At 67.0% G+C, this 23,639-nt stretch carries 24 protein-coding genes and 4 tRNA genes; 17 read left to right on the top strand and 11 right to left on the bottom strand.

What is annotated here, in order from left to right; all coding sequences use genetic code 11:
- From era to nagZ, 5 genes are all read left to right on the top strand, one after another.
- Window positions 1-900, top strand: a complete 900-nt coding sequence (gene era, locus CFB46_RS09510; RefSeq protein ID WP_027783940.1) for a GTPase Era — start codon at window positions 1-3, stop codon at window positions 898-900.
- A complete protein-coding gene (gene recO, locus CFB46_RS09515; protein ID WP_027783941.1) occupies window positions 887-1,723 on the top strand; it encodes a DNA repair protein RecO in 837 nt (278 codons plus the stop codon). Before era ends, recO begins: the two co-directional genes overlap by 14 nt.
- Window positions 1,720-2,496, top strand: a complete 777-nt coding sequence (gene pdxJ, locus CFB46_RS09520) for a pyridoxine 5'-phosphate synthase (RefSeq protein WP_089499838.1) — start codon at window positions 1,720-1,722, stop codon at window positions 2,494-2,496. Before recO ends, pdxJ begins: the two co-directional genes overlap by 4 nt.
- An 81-nt stretch (window positions 2,497-2,577) precedes the next feature.
- Window positions 2,578-3,012 (top strand): holo-ACP synthase, encoded by a 435-nt coding sequence (gene acpS / locus CFB46_RS09525; protein WP_027783943.1) that lies wholly within the window; start codon window positions 2,578-2,580, stop codon window positions 3,010-3,012.
- A 16-nt stretch (window positions 3,013-3,028) separates the two neighbouring features.
- Window positions 3,029-4,057 (top strand): beta-N-acetylhexosaminidase, encoded by a 1,029-nt coding sequence (gene nagZ / locus CFB46_RS09530; protein ID WP_089499839.1) that lies wholly within the window; start codon window positions 3,029-3,031, stop codon window positions 4,055-4,057.
- A 172-nt stretch (window positions 4,058-4,229) separates the two neighbouring features.
- Here the strand turns inward: nagZ and CFB46_RS09535 are convergent, their stop codons facing one another.
- The 3 genes from CFB46_RS09535 to earP form a co-directional block, all read right to left on the bottom strand.
- Window positions 4,230-5,615, bottom strand: coding sequence for a sigma-54-dependent transcriptional regulator (locus CFB46_RS09535; protein WP_089499840.1), 1,386 nt, complete (start codon window positions 5,613-5,615; stop codon window positions 4,230-4,232).
- A gap of 267 nt (window positions 5,616-5,882) precedes the next feature.
- Window positions 5,883-6,440 (bottom strand): elongation factor P, encoded by a 558-nt coding sequence (gene efp, locus CFB46_RS09540; protein WP_006476487.1) that lies wholly within the window; start codon window positions 6,438-6,440, stop codon window positions 5,883-5,885.
- Window positions 6,441-6,577: 137 nt separating this feature from the next.
- On the bottom strand, window positions 6,578-7,771 hold the full coding sequence (gene earP, locus CFB46_RS09545) for an elongation factor P maturation arginine rhamnosyltransferase EarP (protein ID WP_089499841.1): 1,194 nt from the start codon (window positions 7,769-7,771) through the stop codon (window positions 6,578-6,580).
- A gap of 76 nt (window positions 7,772-7,847) precedes the next feature.
- On the opposite strand from earP, the gene uvrC reads away from it, so the two are divergent.
- The 6 genes from uvrC to CFB46_RS09575 all read left to right on the top strand — a co-directional run bounded on the left by uvrC (window position 7,848) and on the right by CFB46_RS09575 (window position 11,228).
- Window positions 7,848-9,905, top strand: a complete 2,058-nt coding sequence (gene uvrC / locus CFB46_RS09550) for an excinuclease ABC subunit UvrC (RefSeq protein WP_089499842.1) — start codon at window positions 7,848-7,850, stop codon at window positions 9,903-9,905.
- Between the two features lie 90 nt (window positions 9,906-9,995).
- Window positions 9,996-10,583 carry a CDP-diacylglycerol--glycerol-3-phosphate 3-phosphatidyltransferase gene (pgsA, locus tag CFB46_RS09555; RefSeq protein ID WP_011544951.1) on the top strand — a complete coding sequence of 196 codons (588 nt, stop codon included), beginning with the start codon at window positions 9,996-9,998 and terminating at the stop codon, window positions 10,581-10,583.
- Window positions 10,584-10,722: 139 nt separating this feature from the next.
- Window positions 10,723-10,798: transfer RNA gene (locus CFB46_RS09560), tRNA-Gly, on the top strand.
- A 53-nt stretch (window positions 10,799-10,851) separates the two neighbouring features.
- A tRNA-Gly gene (locus CFB46_RS09565) sits at window positions 10,852-10,927 on the top strand.
- A gap of 52 nt (window positions 10,928-10,979) precedes the next feature.
- Window positions 10,980-11,055 (top strand) — tRNA-Gly (locus tag CFB46_RS09570).
- Between the two features lie 99 nt (window positions 11,056-11,154).
- Window positions 11,155-11,228: transfer RNA gene (locus tag CFB46_RS09575), tRNA-Cys, on the top strand.
- Between the two features lie 98 nt (window positions 11,229-11,326).
- Here the strand turns inward: CFB46_RS09575 and CFB46_RS09580 are convergent.
- Together CFB46_RS09580 and CFB46_RS09585 are read right to left on the bottom strand one after the other, a co-directional pair.
- Window positions 11,327-11,875, bottom strand: a complete 549-nt coding sequence (locus CFB46_RS09580) for a GNAT family N-acetyltransferase (protein WP_089499843.1) — start codon at window positions 11,873-11,875, stop codon at window positions 11,327-11,329.
- 50 nt (window positions 11,876-11,925) lie between these two features.
- Complete coding sequence (locus CFB46_RS09585) at window positions 11,926-12,543, bottom strand: helix-turn-helix domain-containing protein (protein WP_089499844.1); 618 nt, start codon at window positions 12,541-12,543, stop codon at window positions 11,926-11,928.
- Between the two features lie 147 nt (window positions 12,544-12,690).
- Here CFB46_RS09585 and CFB46_RS09590 point away from each other — a divergent pair, with 147 nt between their 5' ends.
- A complete protein-coding gene (locus tag CFB46_RS09590) occupies window positions 12,691-12,927 on the top strand; it encodes a ParD-like family protein (RefSeq protein WP_027783949.1) in 237 nt (78 codons plus the stop codon).
- A complete protein-coding gene (gene map, locus CFB46_RS09595) occupies window positions 12,927-13,733 on the top strand; it encodes a type I methionyl aminopeptidase (protein ID WP_089499845.1) in 807 nt (268 codons plus the stop codon). The genes CFB46_RS09590 and map overlap by 1 nt, the downstream gene beginning before the upstream one ends.
- A gap of 100 nt (window positions 13,734-13,833) precedes the next feature.
- Here map and CFB46_RS09600 read toward each other — a convergent pair whose 3' ends face one another.
- Both CFB46_RS09600 and CFB46_RS09605 read right to left on the bottom strand, forming a co-directional pair.
- The gene (locus tag CFB46_RS09600; RefSeq protein WP_027783951.1) at window positions 13,834-14,337 is read right to left on the bottom strand and encodes a GAF domain-containing protein; all 504 of its coding nucleotides are present in this window, start codon (window positions 14,335-14,337) and stop codon (window positions 13,834-13,836) included.
- 102 nt (window positions 14,338-14,439) lie between these two features.
- Window positions 14,440-15,357: a LysR family transcriptional regulator gene (locus tag CFB46_RS09605; RefSeq protein ID WP_027783952.1), complete on the bottom strand. Its 918-nt coding sequence runs from the start codon at window positions 15,355-15,357 to the stop codon at window positions 14,440-14,442.
- Window positions 15,358-15,468: 111 nt separating this feature from the next.
- Between CFB46_RS09605 and CFB46_RS09610 the strand changes: the two genes are divergently transcribed.
- Together CFB46_RS09610 and CFB46_RS09615 are read left to right on the top strand one after the other, a co-directional pair.
- Window positions 15,469-16,335 (top strand): pirin family protein, encoded by an 867-nt coding sequence (locus tag CFB46_RS09610; protein ID WP_089499846.1) that lies wholly within the window; start codon window positions 15,469-15,471, stop codon window positions 16,333-16,335.
- Window positions 16,336-16,470: 135 nt separating this feature from the next.
- A complete protein-coding gene (locus CFB46_RS09615) occupies window positions 16,471-16,962 on the top strand; it encodes a GNAT family N-acetyltransferase (protein ID WP_089499847.1) in 492 nt (163 codons plus the stop codon).
- A gap of 22 nt (window positions 16,963-16,984) precedes the next feature.
- Here CFB46_RS09615 and CFB46_RS09620 read toward each other — a convergent pair whose 3' ends face one another.
- From CFB46_RS09620 to CFB46_RS09630, 3 genes are read right to left on the bottom strand one after another with little or no spacing between them, the layout of a single operon-like run.
- Entirely contained in the window at window positions 16,985-17,854 is an 870-nt protein-coding gene (locus CFB46_RS09620; protein WP_027783955.1) for a cytochrome c oxidase assembly protein, read from the bottom strand.
- Window positions 17,855-17,864: 10 nt separating this feature from the next.
- Window positions 17,865-18,311, bottom strand: coding sequence for a copper chaperone PCu(A)C (locus CFB46_RS09625; protein ID WP_027783956.1), 447 nt, complete (start codon window positions 18,309-18,311; stop codon window positions 17,865-17,867).
- Between the two features lie 8 nt (window positions 18,312-18,319).
- Window positions 18,320-18,955 (bottom strand): SCO family protein, encoded by a 636-nt coding sequence (locus CFB46_RS09630; RefSeq protein ID WP_027783957.1) that lies wholly within the window; start codon window positions 18,953-18,955, stop codon window positions 18,320-18,322.
- Window positions 18,956-19,271: 316 nt separating this feature from the next.
- Here CFB46_RS09630 and otsB point away from each other — a divergent pair, with 316 nt between their 5' ends.
- Entirely contained in the window at window positions 19,272-20,024 is a 753-nt protein-coding gene (gene otsB, locus CFB46_RS09635) for a trehalose-phosphatase (protein WP_027783958.1), read from the top strand.
- Window positions 20,021-21,406 carry an alpha,alpha-trehalose-phosphate synthase (UDP-forming) gene (gene otsA / locus CFB46_RS09640; protein ID WP_089499848.1) on the top strand — a complete coding sequence of 462 codons (1,386 nt, stop codon included), beginning with the start codon at window positions 20,021-20,023 and terminating at the stop codon, window positions 21,404-21,406. The genes otsB and otsA overlap by 4 nt, the downstream gene beginning before the upstream one ends.
- Window positions 21,407-21,489: 83 nt before the next feature.
- Here the strand turns inward: otsA and CFB46_RS09645 are convergent, their stop codons facing one another.
- On the bottom strand, window positions 21,490-23,322 hold the full coding sequence (locus CFB46_RS09645) for an ABC transporter ATP-binding protein (RefSeq protein WP_027783960.1): 1,833 nt from the start codon (window positions 23,320-23,322) through the stop codon (window positions 21,490-21,492).
- Window positions 23,323-23,639 lie beyond the last annotated feature (317 nt).

Genomic DNA, 23,639 nt, shown 5'->3' on the forward strand with positions numbered 1-23,639 from the left:
ATGAACACTCCCGCTCCTACCGGTTTCCGTTGCGGCATGATCGCGATCGTGGGCCGCCCGAACGTCGGCAAGTCGACGTTGATGAACGCACTCGTCGGCCAGAAGATCAGCATCACGTCGCGCAAGGCGCAGACGACCCGCCACCGTATCACCGGCATCAACACGTTCGACGACGCGCAATTCGTGTTCGTCGACACGCCCGGCTTCCAGACCCGTCACAGCACCGCGCTGAACCGTTCGCTGAACCGCGCGGTCACGTCGACGCTGACGTCGGTCGACGTGATCCTGTTCGTGATCGAGGCTGGCCGCTTCGGGCCCGACGACCAGAAGGTGCTCGACCTGATCCCGCCCGGCATGCCGACGCTGTTGATCGCGAACAAGATCGACCGCGTGAACGACAAGGCGTCGCTGTTCCCGTTCATGCAGAAGGTGAGCGGGCTGCGCGAATTCACCGAGCTCGTGCCGCTGTCGGCGCAGCGGCCGGAAGACATCAAGCGCCTGCTGGACACGATCAAGCCGTACCTGCCGGAAGGCGAGCCGATCTACGGCGAGGACGAACTGACCGATCGCAGCTCGCGCTTTCTCGCGGCCGAAATCCTGCGCGAGAAGGTATTCCGCTGGACCGGCGACGAACTGCCGTACACGAGCACCGTGCTGATCGACAAGTTCGAGGAGGAGGGCCGCCTGAAGCGCATCTTCGCGACGATCCTCGTCGAGCGCGATTCGCACAAGGCGATGGTGATCGGCAAGAAAGGCGAGAAGCTCAAGCAGATCAGCACCGAGGCGCGGATGGACATGGAGAAGCTGTTCGACGGCCCCGTGTACCTCGAGACCTTCGTGAAGGTGAAGAGCGGTTGGGCCGACAACGAGGCGGGGCTGCGTGCCTATGGGTACGAATGACGCACTGACGTCGACCGAAGACGCGGTGACGGCCGGCGCGAACGACGCGCCGCTGCCGGCACCGCCCGAACCGCCGCGCAAGGCGCGGCGCGCGACGTCTCGCACGTCCGATTTCCGCGTCGCCGAACAGCCGGCGTTCGTGCTGCACAGCTATCCATACCGGGAAACGAGCCTGATCGTCGACGTGCTGACGCGCGACCACGGCCGGCTCGCGCTCGTCGCGAAGGGCGCGAAGCGCCCGCACTCGGCGTTGCGCGGCGTATTGCAGACCTTCCAGCCGCTGCTGCTGTCGTGGTCCGGCAAATCCGAGGTGCGCACGCTGACGGGCGCCGAGTGGGTCGGCGGAATGCTGCCGCTCGGCGGCGACGGGCTGTTGTGCGGTTTCTATGCGAACGAGCTGCTCGTGAAATTCTGCGCGCGCGAGGATCCCCAGCCGCCGCTGTTCAATCATTACGTGCTGACCCTCACGCGCCTCGCGCACGGCGAGCCGGCGGTGCAGGTGCTGCGCTCGTTCGAGCGCGTGCTGCTGCGCGAGACCGGCTATGCGATGGCGCTGAACCGCACGGCCGCGCGCCGCGCGGTCGAACCCGAGCGCCGGTACGTGTTCGATCCCGAGCGCGGCGTGCGCAATGCGGACGACGACGTGCCGTCGCACTGGCCGGTCGTCACCGGGCAGACGTTGCTCGACATGGAGCAGGACGATTACCATCGAGCCCAGACGGTTGCGCAGAGCAAGACGCTGATGCGCTTCCTGCTGAACACCTATCTCGGCGGTACGCCGCTCGCCACGCGCCAGATCCTGATCGACCTGCAAAACCTATGAGCTTCTTCCTGACAACGCCCACCGCCATCGACCTCGGTGTGAACATCGACCACGTCGCGACGCTGCGCAATGTGCGCGGCACGCGCTATCCCGATCCGATCCGCGCGGCGCTCGCCGCCGAAGAGGCGGGCGCGGACGCGATCACGCTGCACCTGCGCGAGGATCGTCGTCACATCGTCGACGCCGACGTGCGCGAGCTGCGCCCGCTGCTGAAAACGCGCATGAACCTCGAATGCGCGGTGACGGCCGAGATGCTCGACATCGCGTGCGAAGTGCGTCCGCACGATGCGTGCCTCGTGCCGGAGAAGCGCGCGGAACTGACGACCGAAGGCGGTCTCGACGTCGCCGGCCACTTCGAGGCCGTGCGCGCGGCGTGCAAGCAACTCGCCGACGTGGGCGTGCGCGTGTCGCTGTTCATCGACCCGGACGACACGCAGATCCGCGCCGCGCACGAAGCGGGCGCGCCGGTGATCGAGCTGCATACGGGCCGCTACGCCGAAGCGCACGACGAAGCGGAGCAGCAGCGCGAATACGAGCGTATCGTCGCGGGCGTGCAGGCCGGCGCGCAGCTTGGCCTGAAGGTCAATGCGGGGCACGGGCTGCACTACACGAACGTGCAGCAGATTGCCGCGATCGACGGCATCGTCGAACTGAACATCGGTCACGCGATCGTCGCGCATGCCATCTTCGCGGGCTGGGACAATGCGGTGCGCGAGATGAAGGCGATCATGGTGGCCGCACGCGTCGCCGCGCTGCATGGCGGCGCGCGCTGACGATGCGATGCCGCCGCGCCCCGCACGCCGTTTGCGACACACTTGATCTGGCCTTGCCGGGCCACCCCGGCGGAGACTGACATGGCGATCTACGGTATCGGTACCGACATCGCGCAGGTGAGCCGCGTCGCGGCCGTGCTCGAACGCACGGGCGGCCGGTTTGCCGAGAAAGTGCTCGGCCCCGACGAACTGCGCGTGTTCCACGCCCGGCGCGCCCGCTCCGAGGCGCGCGGCATCGCGTTTCTCGCGACGCGCTTCTCCGCGAAGGAAGCGTTCTCGAAGGCGATCGGGCTCGGCATGCACTGGCCGATGACGTGGCGCGCACTGCAGACGCTCAACCATCCAAGCGGCGAGCCGTACGTGGTCGCATCGGGCGAGCTGGCCGAATGGCTGGCCGCGCGCGGCATCACGGCGCGCGTGACGGTCAGCGACGAACGCGACTACGCGGTGTCGTTCGTGGTCGCCGAAACGGACGCCGCGCCTGCCCCCGCACCTGTTTCCCGAACCTCCTCCTGACGGAATTCCCGATTCGATGAAAACGACTCCCGGCCCGGTCATGCTCGACGTCGTCGGCACGACCCTGTCGCGCGACGATGCGCGGCGCCTCGCGCATCCGAATACCGGCGGCGTGATCCTGTTCGCGCGGCACTTCCAGAATCGTGCACAACTGACCGCGCTGACCGACTCGATCCGCGCGGTGCGCGAAGACATCCTGATCGCCGTCGATCACGAAGGCGGACGTGTGCAGCGGTTCCGCACCGACGGCTTCACGGTGCTGCCCGCGATGCGCCGCCTCGGCGAACTGTGGGATCGCGACGTGCTGCTCGCGACGAAGGTCGCGACCGCCGTCGGCTACATCCTGGCTGCCGAATTGCGCGCGTGCGGGATCGACATGAGCTTCACGCCCGTGCTCGATCTCGACTACGGGCACTCGAAGGTGATCGGCGATCGCGCGTTCCATCGCGACCCGCGCGTCGTCACGCTGCTCGCGAAGAGCCTGAACCACGGGCTGTCGCTCGCGGGCATGGCGAACTGCGGCAAGCATTTCCCCGGGCACGGCTTCGCGGAGGCCGATTCGCACGTCGCGTTGCCGACCGACGACCGCACGCTCGAGGCGATCCTCGAGCAGGACGTCGCGCCGTACGACTGGCTCGGGCTGTCGCTGGCCGCGGTGATTCCGGCGCACGTGATCTACACGCAGGTCGACAAGCGGCCGGCCGGGTTCTCGCGCGTATGGTTGCAGGACATCCTGCGCGGGAAGCTCGGCTTCACGGGCGCGATCTTCAGCGACGACCTGTCGATGGAAGCGGCTCGCGAAGGCGGCACGCTCACGCAGGCAGCCGATGCCGCGCTCGCCGCCGGTTGCGACATGGTGCTCGTCTGCAACCAGCCGGACGCGGCCGAAGTCGTGCTGAACGGATTGAAGGCGCGGGCCTCGGCCGAGTCGGTGCGGCGCATCAAGCGGATGCGCGCGCGTGGCAAGGCGCTCAAGTGGGAGAAGCTGATCGCGCAGCCCGAGTATCTGCAGGCGCAGGCGCTGTTGAGCAGCGCGCTGGCGTAAGCGGGCAGGGACGGCGCGAGTCGCGCCGTTTCGGTCGCTCCAAACGAAAAGCCGCGCAACAAGCGCGGCTTTTTTTACGGATTGCGACAGCCCGATTCGGGTAGTCGCTGGAACGGACTTGTACGCAACTAACGGTCGAATCCGACCAGCGCCCGTATTCAGGGCCGCCCGTTTAGTTCACCTTCATCCGCTGCAGCTTGTTGTACAGCGTCTTCGGACTGATGCCGAGTAGCGTGGCCGCACGGTGGCGCGTACCGCCGACCGCGTCGAGCGTCGCGCGGATCAGCAGATCCTCGACGTCGGACAGCGGCGTGCCGACCTTGATCTGCACACTGCTGCCGTTCAGCGCGGCGCCGGCGGAGAAGCTGGGCTCGCCCGCGCGCAGCGTCTCGATGAAGTCGCCCGACGCGTCGTACGCGAAGCGCACGCGTTCCTGCAGCTCGCGCACGTTGCCCGGCCATTCGTAGGACAGGCATTCGCGCACGAAGCCCGGCGCCGCCCGCTTGTCGGTCGTGCTGCGGCCGGTTGCGCGCGCTTCGCGGTTCAGTTCGTCGATCTGCGCGTCCGCGATCGCGAGCGCGTCGCCGTCGCGCTCGCGCAGCGGCGGCATCGTGATCGACGCCGCGTCGAGGCGCAGCCACAGATCCTCGCGCAGCGTGCCGTTCGCCACCGCTTCGCGCGCCGGACGGCGCGTGGCCGCGATCAGCCGGAAATCGCTGGTGATCGAGCTCGTGCCGCCGATCCGCATGAAGTTCTGCGAATCGAGCGCGTGCAGCAGCGCTTCCTGCAGCACGAGCGGCAGCGCGGTGATTTCGTCGAGGAACAGCGTGCCGCCGCCGGCCTGCTCGAACAGGCCCGATTCGCGGCGCTCGGCGCCGTCGAACGCACCGCGTTCATGGCCGAACAGCACGCTGTCGAGCGAGGCGCCGTGCCGGCCGGCCTGCGCGAGCATGCGGCAGTCGAACGAGACGAACGGCCCCTTGCGGCGCCGGCTCAGTTCGTGCAGCGTGCGCGCCGCCAGCTTCTTGCCGGTGCCGGCTTCGCCCGAGAACAACACGGCCGTTTCGGTGCGGGCATTGTGTTCGATCATGTCGTACACGTGCTGCATCGCGTCGCTGCGGCCCACCAGCGCGCCGAAGCGGCCGAGATGGCGCAGCGACGCGCGCAGCGACTGCACTTCGTCGATCAGTTCGTACGGGCGGGGGATCCGCGCGAGCAGGCTGCGCAGGCGCGGAATGTTGATCGGCTTCAGCAGGTAGTCCCAGATGCCGTGGCGCAGGCCCTCGATGGCGCTCTCGACCGTCGCGTTGCCCGTCAGCACGATCACCGGCAGCGAGCCGTTCGGCTGTTGCTGCGGCAGGTGCTGGAGCAGGTCGAAGCCGCTGCCGTCCGGCAGGTTCAGGTCGACGAGCACGACGTCGGGAATCGAGCGGCCGAGCGCCGTGCGCGCTTCGGCGAGCGACGTGGCCGTGTCGACCGAGAAGCCGTCTGCGGCGAGCAGTGCGGTGAGGCCTGACAGGCTGTTGGGATCGTCTTCGACAATCAGGGCGTGTGGCATGGTGGACGCGAGTCGAGTCAAGAGAGGCGGGCTGTCGGCCAGCGGACCGCAGCCGCATGTCGGATTAAAGATTGATTTTATGCCCCGCCGAACGCGCCACGCGCATTATTTCTCCGCCGCTATAAAACAGTTACCGATGATACAAATTGAATATCTTTACCGGTGGCTTTTGTGCTGCTTATGGCTCCAACTTGTGGCAGCTGTTGGCGCCGGACAAACAAAAAGCGCCCCGAAGGGCGCTTTGTTCGATGCGGCTATCGCTGACGATTACGCGCGGCTGCGGTATTCGTTCGTGCGCGTATCGATTTCGATCTTGTCGCCGGTGTTGCAGAACAGCGGCACTTGCAGTTCGAAGCCGGTCGCCAGCTTCGCGTTCTTCAGCACCTTGCCCGACGACGTGTCGCCCTTGACGGCCGGTTCCGTGTAGGTGATTTCGCGAACGAGGACCGTCGGCAGTTCGACCGAGATGGCCTTCTCGTTGTAGAACACGACTTCGCAAGCCATGCCGTCTTCGAGGTAGTTCAGCGCTTCGCCCATCATTTCGGCTTCGACTTCGTACTGGTTGTAGTCGGCGTCCATGAACACGTACATCGGATCGGCGAAGTACGAGTACGTCACTTCCTTGCGGTCGAGCACGACGACTTCGAACTTGTCGTCAGCCTTGTAGACCGATTCCTGACCTGCGTTCGACAGCAGGTTCTTCATCTTCATCTTGACGACGGCCGAGTTACGACCCGACTTGTTGTATTCCGCCTTTGCGATGACCCATGCTTCGCTGCCGATCTGCACGACGTTGCCTACGCGGAGTTCCTGTGCGGTTTTCATAAAAAACTGTCCTGATCAAATCAAATAAATAGGTGCCTGAGCGGTGCACAACGGGTGAGGCGCCAAGCAGATGCGTTCCGGCAGGCGCCCCAAAGCTCAAACGCGAGCGCTTGCATGGTCAGCCGTCGGATAACCGCTTATTTTAACTGAGATTTTGCGTATTCCGCCAGCTTTCCGGCGAGATCGCCGACGGCCGCGAGCGCGTCGGCCCAGCGGGTCGCATTGGCGTCCAGCGCGGCGCGGTGCTGCCAGAAATCGGTCCAGTCGGGCGTGCCGGCGCCGTTCCATGCATGCCAGAACCGCTCCAGCGCCGCCCGCGGTGCATCGGCGAGACCGGCCGATAGGTGCGCGAGCGCGGCGTCGAGCTTCGGCAGGTGCACGTCGTCGGCCTGCGGGTAGATGTGCCACGCGAACGGCTTGCGCGCCCACTGCGCGCGGACGAACGAATCCTCGCCGCGCACGAAATTGAAATCGGCGATCCACAGCAGTGGGTCGTAGTCGGCCTGCGGAACGAACGCGAGGCCATGGGCGCTCAGGTTACCGCTGCGCGCCTGTGCGCCCGCGGCGAACGATTCGACCCCGAAAAAACGCGCGACGGCGGGCGACAGGCGCCCAACCGGCACGAGCGCGACGACCGGGGACGGGCCGTCGCGCCACTGCGCGAGCAGCGCGTCGACGGCCGGGTTCTCGTACGCGAACAGGCTGACGACCGTCGTGCCGGGCGCCGGCGGCGCACCGCCGGTCGCGCGCTGCCACCACGCGGCGCGCGCTGCCGGATCGGTGTCGAAAGCCGTACGGCGCGCGTCGAGGTCGCGCTCCTTCGGCACGCCGCCCGTGCCGGCCGACAGGCCCGGGAAGAAGAACGTCTTCAGCAGCGGGTAGCGCGGATGCGGCGACGGCCGCAAATGGAAATCGGCGACCCAGTCCTCGGCGCTCAGGTATTCGAGGTTGATCCACACGGGGCGCCGCGCGCGCCGCGCCATCGCCGCGAGATACGCGCCGGGCAGCTCGCACGCGAACGCCTCGATCACGACGTCGGCGATATCCAGCGCGTCGCCGACTTCCGCATGCCAGTGCTCGATCACGATCGCGTCGACCGTCTGCCGCGCCGCGTCGGGATCGATCTGCGGCAGCAGGCGCGCGAACGTCTGCAGGTCGTCGACGAACAGGCGGACCTGCCAGCCGTGCTCGTGCGCGAGCTGGCGCGCGACGCGCCAGCACACGCCGATGTCGCCGAAATTGTCGATCACCGTGCAGAAGAGGTCGCAGGCGATCGGTTCGCCCGGCGCGAGCGGTACGGCGGAGAAGGGGGCAGCGGAAAGGCGTGGCATCGAAGCGGGCCGGTGAATGCTCTAAACTGGCGATTCTAATAGACCCGTTCCGCGTTACAAGGCGCCCGGATCACGCATGACATCCCCAGAAGCCTCCGATATTCCGTTCGAACCGAAGAAGATCCTTGCGCAGTTGCCGCACATGCCGGGTGTCTATCGCTATTACGACACGGCGGGCGCCGTCCTCTACGTCGGCAAGGCGCGCGACCTGAAAAAGCGCGTGTCGAGCTATTTCACCAAGACGCAACTGTCGCCGCGCATCGCGATGATGGTCACGCGCATCGCGCGCATCGAAACGACCGTCACGCGCTCGGAAGCCGAAGCGCTGCTGCTCGAGAACAACCTGATCAAGGCGCTCGCGCCGCGTTACAACATCCTGTTTCGCGACGACAAATCGTATCCGTACCTGAAGCTCACCGCGCACCGCTTTCCGCGGATGGCCTACTACCGCGGCTCGGTCGACAAGCAGAACCAGTATTTCGGGCCGTTCCCGAGCGCGTGGGCCGTGCGGGAGAGCATCCAGATCCTGCAGCGCGTGTTCCAGTTGCGCACCTGCGAGGATTCGGTTTTCAACAACCGCACGCGGCCGTGCCTGCTGCACCAGATCGGACGCTGCACGGCGCCGTGCGTCGGCGCGATCTCCGACGAGGATTACGCGGTCGACGTGTCGAACGCCGCGCGGTTCCTGCTCGGCCGGCAGTCCGAAGTGATGAAGGAGCTCGAGCAGAAGATGCACGCGTTCGCGGCCGAGCTGAAATTCGAGCAGGCGGCGGCCGTGCGCAACCAGATGAGCTCGCTCGCGACGGTGCTGCACCAGCAGGCGATCGAGGTCGGCGGCGACAGCGACGTCGACGTCCTGGCCGTCGTCGCGCAGGGCGGCCGCGTGTGCGTGAACCTCGCGATGGTGCGCGGCGGCCGGCACCTCGGGGACAAAGCGTATTTCCCGACACACGTCGAAAGTGCGCTGACGCTCGCCGAAGGCGGTCTCGGTGAAGAGGCCGAGCCGGCGGAGGCGGTCGATGCGGCGCCCGACACGGTGCCCGATCAGCCGGTGGAAGAGTCCGGCGGCGCGCGCGGCACGGTGTCGGCGTCGGCGTCGGCGTCGGCGTCGGCGTCGGTAGAGGCCGAGGTGCTCGATGCGTTCATCGCGCAGCACTATCTCGGCAACCGCGTACCGCCCGTGCTCGTCGTCAGCCATGCGCCCGCGAGCCGCGACCTGCTGGAACTGCTGTCCGAGCAGGCCGGCCACAAGGTGTCGCTCGTGCGGCAGCCGCAGGGGCAGCGGCGCGCGTGGCTGTCGATGGCCGAGCAGAATGCGCGGCTCGCGCTCGCGCGGCTGCTGTCCGAGCAGGGCTCGCAACAGGCGCGCACGCGTGCGCTGGCGGACACGCTCAGCTACGACAGCGACGATCTCGCGACGCTGCGGATCGAATGCTTCGACATCAGCCATACGATGGGCGAGGCGACGCAGGCGTCGTGCGTCGTCTATCACCATCACAAGATGCAATCGAGCGAATATCGCCGCTACAACATCACGGGCATCACGCCGGGCGACGATTACGCGGCGATGCGGCAGGTGCTCACGCGCCGCTACGAGAAGATGGTGGAACAGGCCGCGCAGGCGGCGGCCGCCGACGAAGCGGCCGGCATCGACGGCGAGTCGACGCGCCAGGCCGAGGCATCGAGTCTGCTGCCGAACATCGTGCTGATCGACGGCGGCAAGGGGCAGGTCGAGATCGCGCGGCAGGTGTTCACCGAGCTCGGCCTCGACACGTCGATGCTGGTCGGCGTCGCGAAAGGCGAGGGGCGCAAGGTGGGCCTCGAGACGCTCGTGTTCGCGGACGGTCGCGCGCCGCTCGAACTCGGCAAGGAGAGCGCCGCGCTGATGCTCGTCGCACAGATCCGCGACGAGGCGCACCGTTTCGCGATCACCGGCATGCGGGCGAAGCGGGCGAAGGCGCGCCAGACGTCGCGGCTCGAGGAACTCGAGGGCATCGGCGCGAAGCGCCGGCAGCGGCTGCTCGCGCGCTTCGGCGGGTTGCGCGGCGTGGTGGCCGCGAGTGTCGAGGAACTGGCGAGCGTCGAAGGTATTTCGCACGCGCTCGCCGAGCAGATCTACAAGCAGCTTCATTGACGAGCCCGTGCGGCCGGCTGCATTGCCAGCGTTCTTGTGGCAGGCCGGTCGACACGGCACAATTGCGAATCCTTTACTGTCCCGCATGCCATGCCGTTCAATTTCCCGATTTTCCTGACGTGGGTACGGATCGTGCTGATTCCGCTCGTCGTCGGCGTGTTCTATCTGCCGGACACGGTGATGGGCGGCGCGCACCGCAATCTCGCGGCGGCGGCGATCTTCATCCTCGCCGCGCTGACCGACTGGTTCGACGGCTTCCTCGCCCGCAAGTGGAACCAGACGTCGTCGTTCGGCGCGTTTCTCGACCCGGTAGCGGACAAGCTGATGGTGACGGCCGCGCTGCTGATCCTCGTGCAGATTTCGCGGGTCGACGCGGCGATCGCGCTCGTGATCGTCGGTCGCGAGATCGCGATTTCGGCGCTGCGCGAATGGATGGCGCAGATCGGCGCATCGAAGAGCGTCGCGGTGAACCAGCTCGGCAAATTCAAGACCGCGTGCCAGATGGTCGCGATTCCGATGCTGCTGTTCTACGGGCCGCTGCCGCTCGGCGTCGTGACGATCGATACGCGCGTGTGGGGCGAGTGGCTGATGTATCTCGCCGCGGTGCTGACCATCTGGTCGATGCTGTACTACATGAAGCTCGCATGGCCGCAGATTCGCGAGCGCGGCGGCGCGTGATCCGCGTCGCATGTGGGGGCGGTTTTTGTAAAAAGGGCTGGAAAAGCCCTTGACACACGAATGTGCCTTCGACATAATCTCGCTTCTCCGCTGCACGACGAAGTAAATGTGTGACGGGGACGCAGTAGCGCAGCAATGCGCGGGAGTAGCTCAGTTGGTAGAGCGCAACCTTGCCAAGGTTGAGGTCGCGAGTTCGAGACTCGTCTCCCGCTCCAGATTTTTCTGGCAGCGTGTGGTACGGCAAAGCGCTGCGGGATGCAGGACATATGCGGGAGTAGCTCAGTTGGTAGAGCGCAACCTTGCCAAGGTTGAGGTCGCGAGTTCGAGACTCGTCTCCCGCTCCAGATTTTTTCTGGCAGCGTGTGGTACGGCGAAGCGCTGCAGGTGCAGGACAATGCGGGAGTAGCTCAGTTGGTAGAGCGCAACCTTGCCAAGGTTGAGGTCGCGAGTTCGAGACTCGTCTCCCGCTCCAGGTAATGGGGAAGCCACGCTTCCCTTTTTATTTGATGGACTTCCGGTCCTCGAATAAAAATCTGTCGCTTGCCTCACGGCATCCGGACAGTCCGCTTTTGGCGCGATAGCAAAGCGGTTATGCAGCGGCCTGCAAAGCCGTTTAGGCCGGTTCGACTCCGGCTCGCGCCTCCAAGTAAGAAGAGAAAAAGCCCTGAGAAATCAGGGCTTTTTCTTTTTCCGGCGCCGCTTTACGGCCGTCGCACCCGATGCACGCGCCGCCCGCAAAGCAATCACCCATCCACCGGCTGCACCGGCGTCTCGAGCTTCAACTGATAGAACGCCGCATCGAGCCAGCGGCCGAACTTGAATCCCGCCTCGGCGATCGTGCCCGAGTGCACGAATCCCAGTTTCGTATGCAGTGCGATGCTTCCGGCATTGGTCGCGTCGATGCAGCCGACCAGCACGTGTACCTGCGCTTCGCGCGCACGCCGCACCACTTCGCGCAGCAACAGTTCGCCGAGCCCGCGACCGCGCTGATCGTTGCGCACGTACACACTGTGTTCGACCGTGTACTTGAACGCCGGGAACGCGCGGAACGTACCCCAGCTCGCGAAGCCGAGCAGTGTGCCCGCCGCGTCGACGGCGCCGAAGACCGGAAAGCCGCCCGCGCGCTTCGTCGCGAACCACGCGACCATCGCTTCCGGCGGACGCGGCCGGTAGTCGTACAGTGCCGTCGAGTTCACGATCGCGTCGTTCAGGATCTCGAGAATGGCGGCTGCGTGTTCGGCCTCGCTGCAATCGATCAGGCGCACGTCGTCGCGCTGTGTCGGGGAGTTCATACGGGTTCCTTCCTGTTGGCTCTAAATCGGTTGCGCACGCGACGCGCGCATCACGCGCTCCGCACGGCGGCGGATGCATCGCAAATCGCGACGACATAGCGCGCGGCATGCGACGACGGATTGCTGAAGATCAGCGGCTGGTCGAGCCGCATGGCCAGGCAGTCACCTTCGCGCAGTTCGTGAAGCGCATCGCCCAACGTGACGTCGACGCGCCCGCTGATGATCCATACCTGCTGATGCAGCGCGCTTTCGCGCCCGCCGCTGTCGTACGCGACGCGCGCACCGGGCGGGAAATCGACCTCGACGAGCTGGATCGGCGACGGCCAGCCGGCCGGCGACAGGTTGCGCCGCACATAGCCGGATGCCGGGTCGCGCCATTCGGCCTGCTGCGCGCGGCGGGCCAGCGGCTGCGCGGGCGCGTCGTCCCGGTCGCCGCCGAAAAGCCCCGCCAGCGACACGCCGAGGCCGGCCGCGAGCTTGTCGAGCACGACGGCCGTCGGGCTGGCCGACGCGCGTTCGATGAGCGAGATCATCGAACGGCTGACGCCGGAACGCGCGGCCAGCGCGTCGAGCGTGTAGCCTCGAACGGTGCGCAGGTCGCGCACGCGCCGGGCAATGCGCTCGTTGATACCGGTATCGTCGGTCGTGGTAGTCGCTGATTCTTTCATGATGGATTTATTTTCCAGCAAACTGGAATTCAATGTCAACGGTATTTCCCGGGTGCGATCGGACGAGACGCAGCACACACCGGCTTGCCCCGTCGTCGTGCACGGCGTAATATGCGAAACAGCTACGTTTCGTTTAATTGGGGATATATGGGCATCATCAAGATTTCCGAGCACATGCATGAACGGCTGCGCTCGACGAGCACGGCGCTGAGCCGTTCGATCAACGCGCAGGCCGAACACTGGCTGCGCGTCGGGATGCTGGCGGAACTCAATCCGGCGCTGTCCTACGGCGATATCTGCAAGATGTTGATCGAGGCAGAGGCGCGTGGCGGCGACGTGGGGCCGGCGGAACCGGTCGCGCAGCACATCGAGCAGGTGGCGTAATGGCGAAACGCGAAATCCCGATCCGCGACGCCGCGGAAATCGCCAAGTCGCGCGAAGCCGCGAAGCTCGCGTCGCAGGTGCTGACGATGATCACCGAGCACGTGAAGCCGGGCGTCACCACCGACGAGCTGGATGCGCGCTGCCGCGAATACATCGTCGACGAGTTGGGCGCGATTCCCGCGAACATCGGCTACCACGGCTATCCGAAGACGCTGTGCACGTCGGTCAACCATGTGGTCTGCCACGGCATTCCGACGTCGCGGCCGATGCGCGACGGCGACATCGTGAACCTCGACATCGCGGTAATCAAGGACGGCTGGTTCGGCGATACGAGCCGCATGTATTTCGTCGGCGAACCGAACGAACTCGCACGGCGGCTCGTCGCGGCGACCTACGAGGCGATGCATGCCGGCATCCGCGCGGTGCGCCCCGGCGCGACGCTCGGCGACGTCGGCTATGCGATTCAGCAGGTCGCCCATCGCGAAGGGTTCAGCGTAGTGCGCGAGTATTGCGGGCACGGCATCGGCGACGTCTATCACGACGAACCGCAGGTGCTGCATTACGGTCGCCCGGGTACCGGCCTGCCGCTGCGGCCGGGGATGATCTTCACGATCGAGCCGATGCTGAACGCGGGCAAGCGCGATACGCACGTGCTGGCCGACGGCTGGACGGTCGTTACGAAGGACCATTCGCTGTCCGCGCAATGGGAGCACATGGTCGTGGTGACGGAAACGGGCTTCGAGGTGCTGACCGAGGATGCGAAGCCGCAAACATTCGCGGCGCTTTCCGGCACGCACGCGGCCTGACGGCGGCAGTGCGCTGCATACGGCGGCGCGGTGTTGCGATGAAACGGGCCCCTTCGCGGGGCCCGTTTCGCTTGGGACGGCCGGCGCTGTGGCGCGACGCTTAACCGCGCGCCTTCTGCCAAGCGTGTTCGACGAACACGCGGCACAGCGCTTCCATGCCCCGGCGGTCTTCGTCGTCGAAGCGCGCGGCGACCGGGCTGTCGACGTCCCATACGCCGATCAGCGTGCCGTCGCCGGCCACCAGCGGCACGACGATTTCCGATTCCGACGCCGCATCGCACGCGATATGGCCGGGGAAGTCGTGCACGTCGCGCACGACCTGCGTCTCGCGCGTCTGCGCGGCGGTGCCGCACACACCCTTGCCGAGCGCGATCCGCACGCACGCGGGCTTGCCCTGGAACGGCCCCACCACGAGCTCGGTGCCGTCGAAGAAGTAGAAGCCGGCCCAGTTCAGGCGATCGAGCGAGTGATAGACGAGCGCGGAGAAATTCGCCGCGTTCGCGGTCAGGTCGCGTTCGGATTCGACGAGCGCGCGTGCCTGCTCGACGAGCGTCGCGTATTGATCGGCCTTGGAGGCGGTAGAGTCGTTGGACAGCGTGAACATGGCGGGAAAGCGATAGGGGTTGAAAAATGCGCACTGCGCGTACCGCAGTCTACGGCACGCGCGCGCGGTCTGCAGCGCGTGGTCGTGCGCGATGCGGCGCGCTCAGTCAGGTTCGAGTTCGGCGAACCGCTCGGCCAGAAAGTCGAGCAGCGCCCGTACCGCGGGCAGCAGGCCGCGACGCGACGCGAACACCGCGTGCACGATTTCGCGGCGGGGCGCCCAGTCGGGCAGCACCGTGACCAGTTCACCGCGCGAAACCTCGTCGCGCACCATCATCGTCGGCAATTGCACGACGCCGACGCTTGCGACGGCCGCCGCGCGCAGCGCGAGCATGCCGCCCGTCACGAAGCGCGGCTGGTGATGGATTTCCGCGTGCGCGCCGTCGGGCCCGCGCAGCCGCCACACGTGCGTGGACTGCGGCACGCCGTGATCGAGGCTCGGCAGGCGCGCGAGATCGGCGGGAACGGCCGGTACACCGTGCTCGCGCAGCAGCGTGGGGCTCGCGACGAGGCACTGGCCGCGCTCGGCGAGCACGCGCAGCGCGAGATCGCTGTCCTCGAGCGGCGGCGGGCGCACGCGGATCGCGACGTCGATCCCTTCGCCGACCACGTCGACGCGCCGGTTCGTGGCTTCCAGGTGGATCTCGACGCGCGGGCACGCGGCCATGAACGCGGCGATCATCGTGCCGACCAGCGAATCGAGCAGCACGATCGGGCAACTGACACGCACGATGCCGCGTGGCTCCTCGTGCAGCAGCGCGATCGCCTCGTCGGCGGCGTCGGCCTCGACGAGCATCGCGCGGCAATGCGCGTAATAGGTCTGGCCGACGTCGGTGACCGTGAAGCGGCGCGTCGAACGCTGGATCAGCCGCATCCCGAGCCGCGCCTCGAGCAGCGCGATGCGGCGGCTCAGCTTCGATTTCGGCATGTCCAGCGCGCGCCCGGCCGGCGCGAAGCCGCCGTGTTCGACGACCTGCACGAAGTAGTAGAGATCGTTCAGATCCCGCGCTTTATCGTTCATGAAATGGAACGCTGAGTGCGATTTCGGCAGTCTACCGGATCGATCGTTCCATCTCTATATTGTCATTCAAGGATGCGAAACACGGGTTTCGCCGCAATATGGAGAAGGGCAATGAAGAAGATCCAGGGTGTGTACAGTGCGCCGCGCGGTCATTGGGTCGGCGACGGTTTCCCGGTGCGTTCGATGTTCAGCTACCAGTCTCATGGCACGCATCTGAGCCCGTTCCTGCTGCTCGACTACGCGGGCCCGGCGACGTTCGAACCGACGACCGTGCCGCGCGGTGTCGGCCAGCATCCGCACCGCGGGTTCGAAACGGTGACGATCGTCTATGACGGCGAAGTCGCGCACCGCGACTCGACCGGCGCGGGCGGCACGATCGGCCCGGGCGACGTGCAGTGGATGACGGCCGCGAGCGGGATCCTGCACGAGGAATTCCATTCGGAGGCGTTCACGAAGCAGGGCGGCCCGCTCGAGATGGTGCAGCTGTGGGTGAACCTGCCCGCCGCGGACAAGATGGGCGCGCCCGGCTACCAGACGCTGCTGAACGCGGATATCCCGGTGGTCGAGCTGCCGGACGGCGCGGGGCGGGCGCGGATCGTCGCCGGTGAACTCGACGGGCGGCGCGGCCCGGCCCGCACGCACACGCCGATCGACGTGTGGGACGTGCGGCTCGTGGCAGGCGGCCATGCGCGGTTCCCGGTCGCCGACGGGCGTACGCTCGCGGTGGTCGTACTGAGCGGCACCGTGCAGGTGAACGGCGAGACGGTGGCCCGCGAAGCGCAGTTCGTGCAACTGGGCCGCGATGGCAGCGACGTCGAGATCGAAGCGAACGGCGACGCGAAGCTGCTGATCCTGAGCGGCGAGCCGATCGACGAGCCGGTCGTCGGCTACGGTCCGTTCGTGATGAACTCGCAAGCGGAGATTCGTACCGCGATCGACGACTTCAACAGCGGCCGCTTCGGCCAGATGCCGGCATGACGGCATGACGAGCAGGCCCCGCGCGATGCGGGGCCTTTTTTTCGCGCGTGGGCAGGCGGTCGCGCGCGATGCGCGCTTCAAGGCATAATCGACGGTTGCCGCGCGCTAGTCGGCGCGCCCGAATCAGGACCGCACATGAACGCATCCGCCCCCGCCGCATCCCCGAGCACCGCCGATCTCGACTGGCGCTGGAAATCCTTCGACGCGCTGACGGCGCGCGAAGTCTATTCGATCCTCGAAGCGCGCAGCGCCGTATTCGTCGTCGAACAGAACTGCGTGTATCGCGACATCGACGATGCGGACCAGGCCGCGTGGCACTTGGCGGCCTTCGATCCGGTCGGCCGCGTGGCCGGCTATCTGCGCGTGCTGCTGCCGGACGCGCAGCACACCGACGTGCGCATCGGCCGCGTGCTGACGACCGCCGCGTTTCGCGGCGCGGGGCTCGGCAACGGGCTGCTGTCGCGCGCGCTCGAGCATATCCGCGCGCAGTGGCCGGATACGCCGGTGAGCCTGCATGCACAGGCTCACTTGCAGCGTTTCTACGGGGCATTCGGCTTCACGCCGAGTTCGGACGTGCACGACGAGGACGGCATCCCGCACGTCTGGATGAGCAGCGCGCGCGCGTGACGCGCGCCGCGCTGCGCGGCCGTCAGTGCGCGCCGCGTGCGACGGGCGGTTCGTCCGCGCGCTGCGCGACCCGTTCGCCGATCAGGCGCCCGCGCGCGGACAGCCGCAGCCAGTGCCGCAGCGCGATCAGCGCGCCGATCACGCTCATCATCGAGCCGGGAATCCATAGGAGCAGGCCGCCGATCTGCTGGTCGCGCAGCGGGCTCAGCCACGTGAACGCGCGGCCGCAGATCGAGTAGATCGGATACAGCTCGTGCGGCGTGAAGAAGATCAGCGCGCCGAGCGCGATCTGCGGCGGGATCGCCGCGACGACGATCAGGATCCGGCGGCCCGGCGACAGCCGCGCGGGCGGCGCGGGACGCGGATCGACGACGAGCCACCAGAACAGCAGCCCGTCGATCACCATGCTCCAGTTCATCACGCGATAGAGACGCCAGTCGAGCATCGCGACGAAGTGGATCGGCGACAGCAGCCAGAAATAGATCAGCCCGACGAACAGCACGACCGCGACGACCGGATGGAACACCACGTCGAGCGTCGCGCGCACGGGCGCCCATGCGAGCGCGGGGCGCACGAAGCGCTGCCGCCAGCGGAACGGAATGCCCGCGCGGATCGCCGCGCCCGGATAGGACAGCGCGATGAAGAACGGCCCGAGGTGATGCAGCACGAGGTGCTGCGCGCGGTGCATGAAGAATTCGTGCTCGAAGAAGTAGTCGAGCCGCGTATGCAGCGCGACGTAGAGCGCCGTCAGCCCGAACCAGAACGAGAACTGCCGCAGCGGCGACACCTTCGCCTTCTTCGCGCCGCGCGCGAACAGCACGGCGGCCGCCAGCACCGCGATGACCACGGTCGGCGACGGTTCCCACGGATCGAGCCAGTACAGGAGGTTCATCGCGCGTGCATCACTTCGCCTGGGCCGGCGATTTCACGGCGAACGGCGCATCGACCGTTTCGCCGTCGGAGAACTTCAGGCGCAGGTGCACGGTGTCGCCCGGCTTGATCGCGTGCTTCGGCTCCTCGAGCATGAAGTGATAGCCGCCCGGCGCGATGTCGACCTTGCCGCGCGCGGGGATCGTCAGCTTGTCGACCATCTCCATCTTCTGCGTCGAGCCGTTCGATACCGTCTGGTGCAGCATCGCCATCCCGTAGTCGGGGCTGTCGACGTCGACGAGGTCGATCGGCTTGTCGCCGGTGTTCACGAGCGTCACGTAGCCGCCCGCGGGCAGCTTGTTCGGCAGCCAGCGGACCCAGGCGTTCTGCGCGCTGATCGCCCCGGCGGCATAGGCGTGGGCGCCGGCGCACAGCGCGGCGACGAGGGCGAACGTCTTGAGGGGCGTTTTCGTGTTCATGGCGGAATTCAGGTCGTGGAGGCAGTGTCGATGATCCGGCGCACATCGGCGGCGATGGCGTCGGGCGAATCGCGATCGGTCGCGAGCAGGCGCGCGCGGCCGGTCGCGTCGAAGATGTAGACGGCCGAGCTGTGCGTCACTTCGTAGCCGCCGGACGGATCGCGTTTTTCCATCTGGTACGCGACGCGATAGCGCTTCGCGAGCGACTCGATCTGGCCGTCGGTGCCGGTCAGGCCGCGCGCATGCGCGGCGTCGAAGGCGGCGACATAGGACTGCATCGCCTGCGGCGTGTCGCGCGCGGGATCGACCGATACGAACAGGATGCGCACGTCGTCCGCCCGCGGACCGAGCTTCGCCAGCACTTCCATCAGTCGCGCCAGGGTTTCGGGGCAGACATCGGGGCAGTGCGTGTAGCCGAAGTAGACGAGCGCGACGCGGCCGCGAAACGCATCGGCATCGACGGGATGGCCGTCGCCGCCCGTCAGCTTGAACGACAGGTCGGGCAGGTGGCCGGTGACGTTGGTCAGGTTCCAGCGCGGCTCGTCGTGCGTGCACGCGGCGAGCGCCACGGCGGCGGCGAGGGCCGCGGCCGTGCGGATGAGGCGGGAGAGGCGCCGGTGCGGCGTGGGACGGGCAGACGGCATCTTAGGGACTGTTTCCATATGGAACGCGCAACCCCAAATTAAAAAACATTCTACGGGAATGTCCGAAATTGCCCGTATGGCGGCGTCGCGCGGGAAGCGGTTGCGACTGTAGCGCAATTCGCGCGCCTGCGTCCTTTCGAAACCGGTACGGGACGGACGAGCGGGGCAATATGTCGCAGTTGACGCGGCGGGCGGCGCGATGTCCGCGCTGCCCCGGTTTCGCCCATCCGGGGGCGCAGGCGCGGTAAGATGCGCACAACTCCATTCGCGCAGCGGCGGCCGGCATTTGCCGGCCGCCCCTCAAATTATCGAATCGATGCAATCCGTTCCGGCTTCCCTGTCCCTGACCGATACCGCGTTCTTCTTCGACTTCGACGGCACGCTCGTCGAGCTGGCGCCGACGCCCGACGGCATTCACGTTCCGCCGTCGCTGCTGACGCTGCTCGACGAGTTGTCGCGCCGTTCGCACGGCGCGGTCGCGATCGTGTCCGGGCGCGGCATCGACAACCTCGACACGTTCCTGAAGATGCCCGGCATGCCGATCGCCGGCCTGCACGGCGCGGAGCGCCGCGATGCGAACGGCGACACGCAGCGCATCGGCTTCAACGACGAACGCCTGCTGCGCATCGAGCGCGAGCTCGCGGGCGTGGTCGACCGCCATCCGGGCATGCTGCTCGAGATCAAGGGTGCGGCCGTCGCGCTGCACTTTCGCAATGCGCCCGAGCGCGAGGCGGTGGCGCGTGAAGCGGCCGAGCGCCTCGTCGCCGACTATGCGGACGCGTACGTGCTGCAACCCGGCAAGATGGTGTTCGAAATCAAGCCGAAGGGCGTCGACAAGGGCCGCGCGCTGGCCGCATTCCTCGACGAGCCGCCCTTTGCGGGCCGCGTGCCGCTGTTCGCGGGCGACGACCTGACCGACGAGAAGGGCTTCGCGGTGGTCAACGCGCGCGGCGGCCTGTCGATCAAGGTCGGTGCGGGCGAGACGTCCGCGCGCATGCGGCTCGATTCGGTCGACGCACTGCATGAGCGGATCGCATGCTGGCTCGGCGCGGGGCAGCCTCACGCATGAGCCGGCTCATCATCGTTTCAAACCGCGTCGCACCGATTTCGGAAGGCGAACCGGCGGCGGGCGGCCTCGCGATCGGCGTCTATGACGCGCTGAAGGAAACCGGCGGCATGTGGTTCGGCTGGAGCGGCGAAGTGGTCGCGTCCGGCGCACCGCAGCCGCAGATCCGCATCGAGGAGCGCGGGCCCGTGACGTTCGCGACCGTCGGGCTGTCGCGCCGCGATTACGACCAGTATTACCGCGGGTTCTCGAACGCGACGCTGTGGCCCGCGTTCCATTACCGCGCGGACCTGATCCAGTACGATCGCCACGAATTCGACGGCTATCGCCGCGTCAACGTCTGGCTCGCGCAGCAGCTCGTGCCGCTGCTGCAGGACGACGACGTGATCTGGGTACACGACTATCACCTGATTCCGTTCGCGCGCGCGCTGCGCGACGCCGGCGTGAAGAACCGCATCGGCTTCTTCCTGCACATCCCGTTTCCGGCCGCGCAGGTGCTCGTCAACGTGCCGCCGCACCGCGAGCTCGTCGAGTCGCTGTGCGCGTTCGATCTGCTCGGCTTCCAGACCGAGCCCGATCTGCGCGCGTTCTGCGACTACGTCGAGTTCGAGGGGGGCGGCGAGATCGAGCACGACGGACCCACGGTGCGCGTGCGCGCGTTCGGCCAGACGCTGCGCGCGGCCGCCTATCCGATCGGCGTGTATCCGGACGAGATCGCGTCGCTCGCGCAGGCGGGCGAGCACGGCAAGGCGGTGCGTACGCTCGCGACGTCGCTGCGCGGGCGGCAACTGATCATGAGCGTCGACCGGCTCGATTATTCGAAGGGGCTCGTCGAACGATTCCGTGCGTTCGAGAAGCTGCTCGAGCACCAGGCGTCGATCCGCAACCGCGTGTCGTTCCTGCAGATCGCGCCATCGACGCGTGCGGACCTGCGCGCATACCAGGACATCCGCCTGCAGCTGGAAGCGGAGTCGGGGCGTATCAACGGGCGCTACGCGGAGCTCGACTGGGCGCCGATCCTCTACATTCACCGTCAGTACGACCGCCAGGTGCTGGCCGCGCTGTACCGGCTCGCGCGCGTGGGTTTCGTGACGCCGCTGCGCGACGGGATGAACCTCGTTGCCAAGGAGTACGTGTCCGCGCAGAATCCGGACGATCCGGGCGTGCTGGTGCTGTCGCGCTTCGCGGGCGCCGCGCGAGAGCTCACGGGCGCGCTGATCGTCAACCCGATCGATATCGACGGCATGGCCGATGCGCTGTCGCAGGCGCTGACGATGCCGCTCGCCGAGCGGCGCGCGCGCTACGCGGACATGATCGCGCAGCTTCGCGAGAACAACGTATCGGTGTGGCGGGACAATTTCCTGCGCGATCTGCAGCAGGCCTGATCCGCTCCATTGCCGCCGCTGCAATTGAAAAAGCCGCCGTGCGAGACGCACGGCGGCTTTTTTGTCGGCTCGATGCCGGCGCGTCAGGCCACGCGTTCGCCGGTCTGCGTGTTGCCGTCGGTGGGCGCATGATGGCGGCCGTGCTGCTTCGCGAGCAGGTCGCGATACAGGCCCGGGCGGCTGCGCAGCACGTCGGGCGGGCCGTCGTCGATCACCTTGCCGTTGTTCATCACGATGATGCGGTCGAAGTTGCGCAGCGTCGACAGGCGGTGCGCGATCGCGATCACCGTGCGGCCGACCATCAGGCGGTCGAGCGCGCTCTGGATCGCTTCCTCGGACGCGCTGTCGAGCGCCGACGTCGCTTCGTCGAGCAGCAGGATCGGCGCATCCTTCAGGATCGCGCGCGCGATCGCGATGCGCTGGCGCTGGCCGCCCGACAGCTTGACGCCGCGGTCGCCGACGATCGTGTCATAGCCTTCCGGCATCGCCTCGATGAACTCCGCGCAGCGTGCGTCGCGCGCTGCGGCGAGCACTTCGTCGCGGGTCGCGTCGGGGCGGCCGTACGCGATGTTGTCGTAGATCGTCCGGTGCAGCAGCGAGATGTCCTGCGGCACCAGCGCGATCGCGTGGCGCAGGCTGTCCTGCGTGATTCCCTTCACGTCCTGGCCGTCGACCTTCACGACGCCGTCCTGCGTGTCGTAGAAGCGCTGCAGCAGCGCGAGTACGGTCGACTTGCCGGCGCCCGACTTGCCGATCAGACCGACGCGCTGGCCCGGCTCGATATGAAGGTCGAAGTGGTCGAGGATCGCGCGGCGGTGCGGGTACGCGAACGTCACGCGCTCGAAGTCGACGCGACCGCCCGTGGCCGACAGCGGCTGCGCGTCCGAGCTGTCCGGCATTCCGTGCGGTTCGAGCAGCGTCTTCACTGCTTCGGACAGGCGTGCGACGTGCTGGGTGACGTCGACGAGCGCGACCGCGAGATCGCGCGTGCCGTGCAGGATCGTGAAACCGAGCGAGCTGACGAGCACGATGTCGCCCGACGTCGCGCGGCCCTGGTCCCACAGCCACAGCGCCCATCCGAGCAGGCCGGCGGACAGCATCGCGGTGATCACCGCATGCAGCAGCCGCAGCTTCTCGAGATAGAACAGGCTCTGCTGACGTGCGTCCATCTCGGCCTTGACCGTCGCGCCGAAGCGCTTCTGTTCGCGCAGGGTCATCCCGAACGCGCGCACGAGGCCCATGTTGCCGATCACGTCGACGAGCTCGCCGTCGACCGCCGCGGCCTTCGCCGCGAACGCGTGGTGGCGCGCCGAGCCGCGGCCGGCGAGCTTGAACAGGATCACGGACAGCACGGCCGAGCAGCCGAGCAGGCCGGCCGCCATCAGCGGATTGACGACGATGATCATCAGGATCGCGCCCATCACCGCGATGCACGGCGGCAGCACGTTCCACGCCATCGTGTTTTCCGAGGTGTAGACCGCGTTCGACGTGGCCGTGATGCGGCTGGCGAGCGTGCCCGGCTGCTTCTCCGAGTAATACGTCGGCGAATGGCCGATCAGGTACTGGAACAGGTCGCGCCGCAGATCGCCGGTAACCGCGACGAACGTGTGCGCGGCGACCCAGCCGCCGACGCGCCACAGCAGGTTGTCGGCCGCGATCAGCCCGACGAGCAGCGCGAATGCGCTCCACAGCGGGCCCGGGTGATGGCGTCCGGTTGCCAGCACGTCGATCAGGTGCTTGATCGCATATTGCGAGCCGAGCGCGCAGCCGACGGCGGCCAGCACGCTACAGAGCACGATCAGGTGCGCGGCGGGGTGGAGGCGGATGTAGCGGAACAGGAACGCGATCGGCCGATGCGCGTAGCTCGACAGCTTCGCGTTATGGGCGTTGCGCTGGGCGGGGGTGAGAGAGTCCAAAATATCCGTGCGGTGATTCGGTGATTGAGCGTGGCGGCTGGATCGCAGGCCGGCGTTCGCCCGGACTGAATAATCCGGCATTGTAAACAAGGCCTGCGTCGCGCTGCGCGAATCTTGCCTTGGCCAGAGGCTCGCGATCGATTTTGAGATAAAATCCGGCATCCCGTCCTGCCTCGTGTACCGGAATCACGCTGCCGGCAGCTGCGGGTGACAAGGATCGCCAAAAGGGCCTTCCACTCTAGAACGGACGCCCGAGTCCGCGGGTTGCAAAGTGTTGCGCCTTTGTAACAAAGTAAAGTGTTTGAAATGTCGCGCGC

It is taken from the genome of Burkholderia sp. HI2761, assembly GCF_002223355.1.
In the GTDB taxonomy this organism is placed as follows: domain Bacteria; phylum Pseudomonadota; class Gammaproteobacteria; order Burkholderiales; family Burkholderiaceae; genus Burkholderia.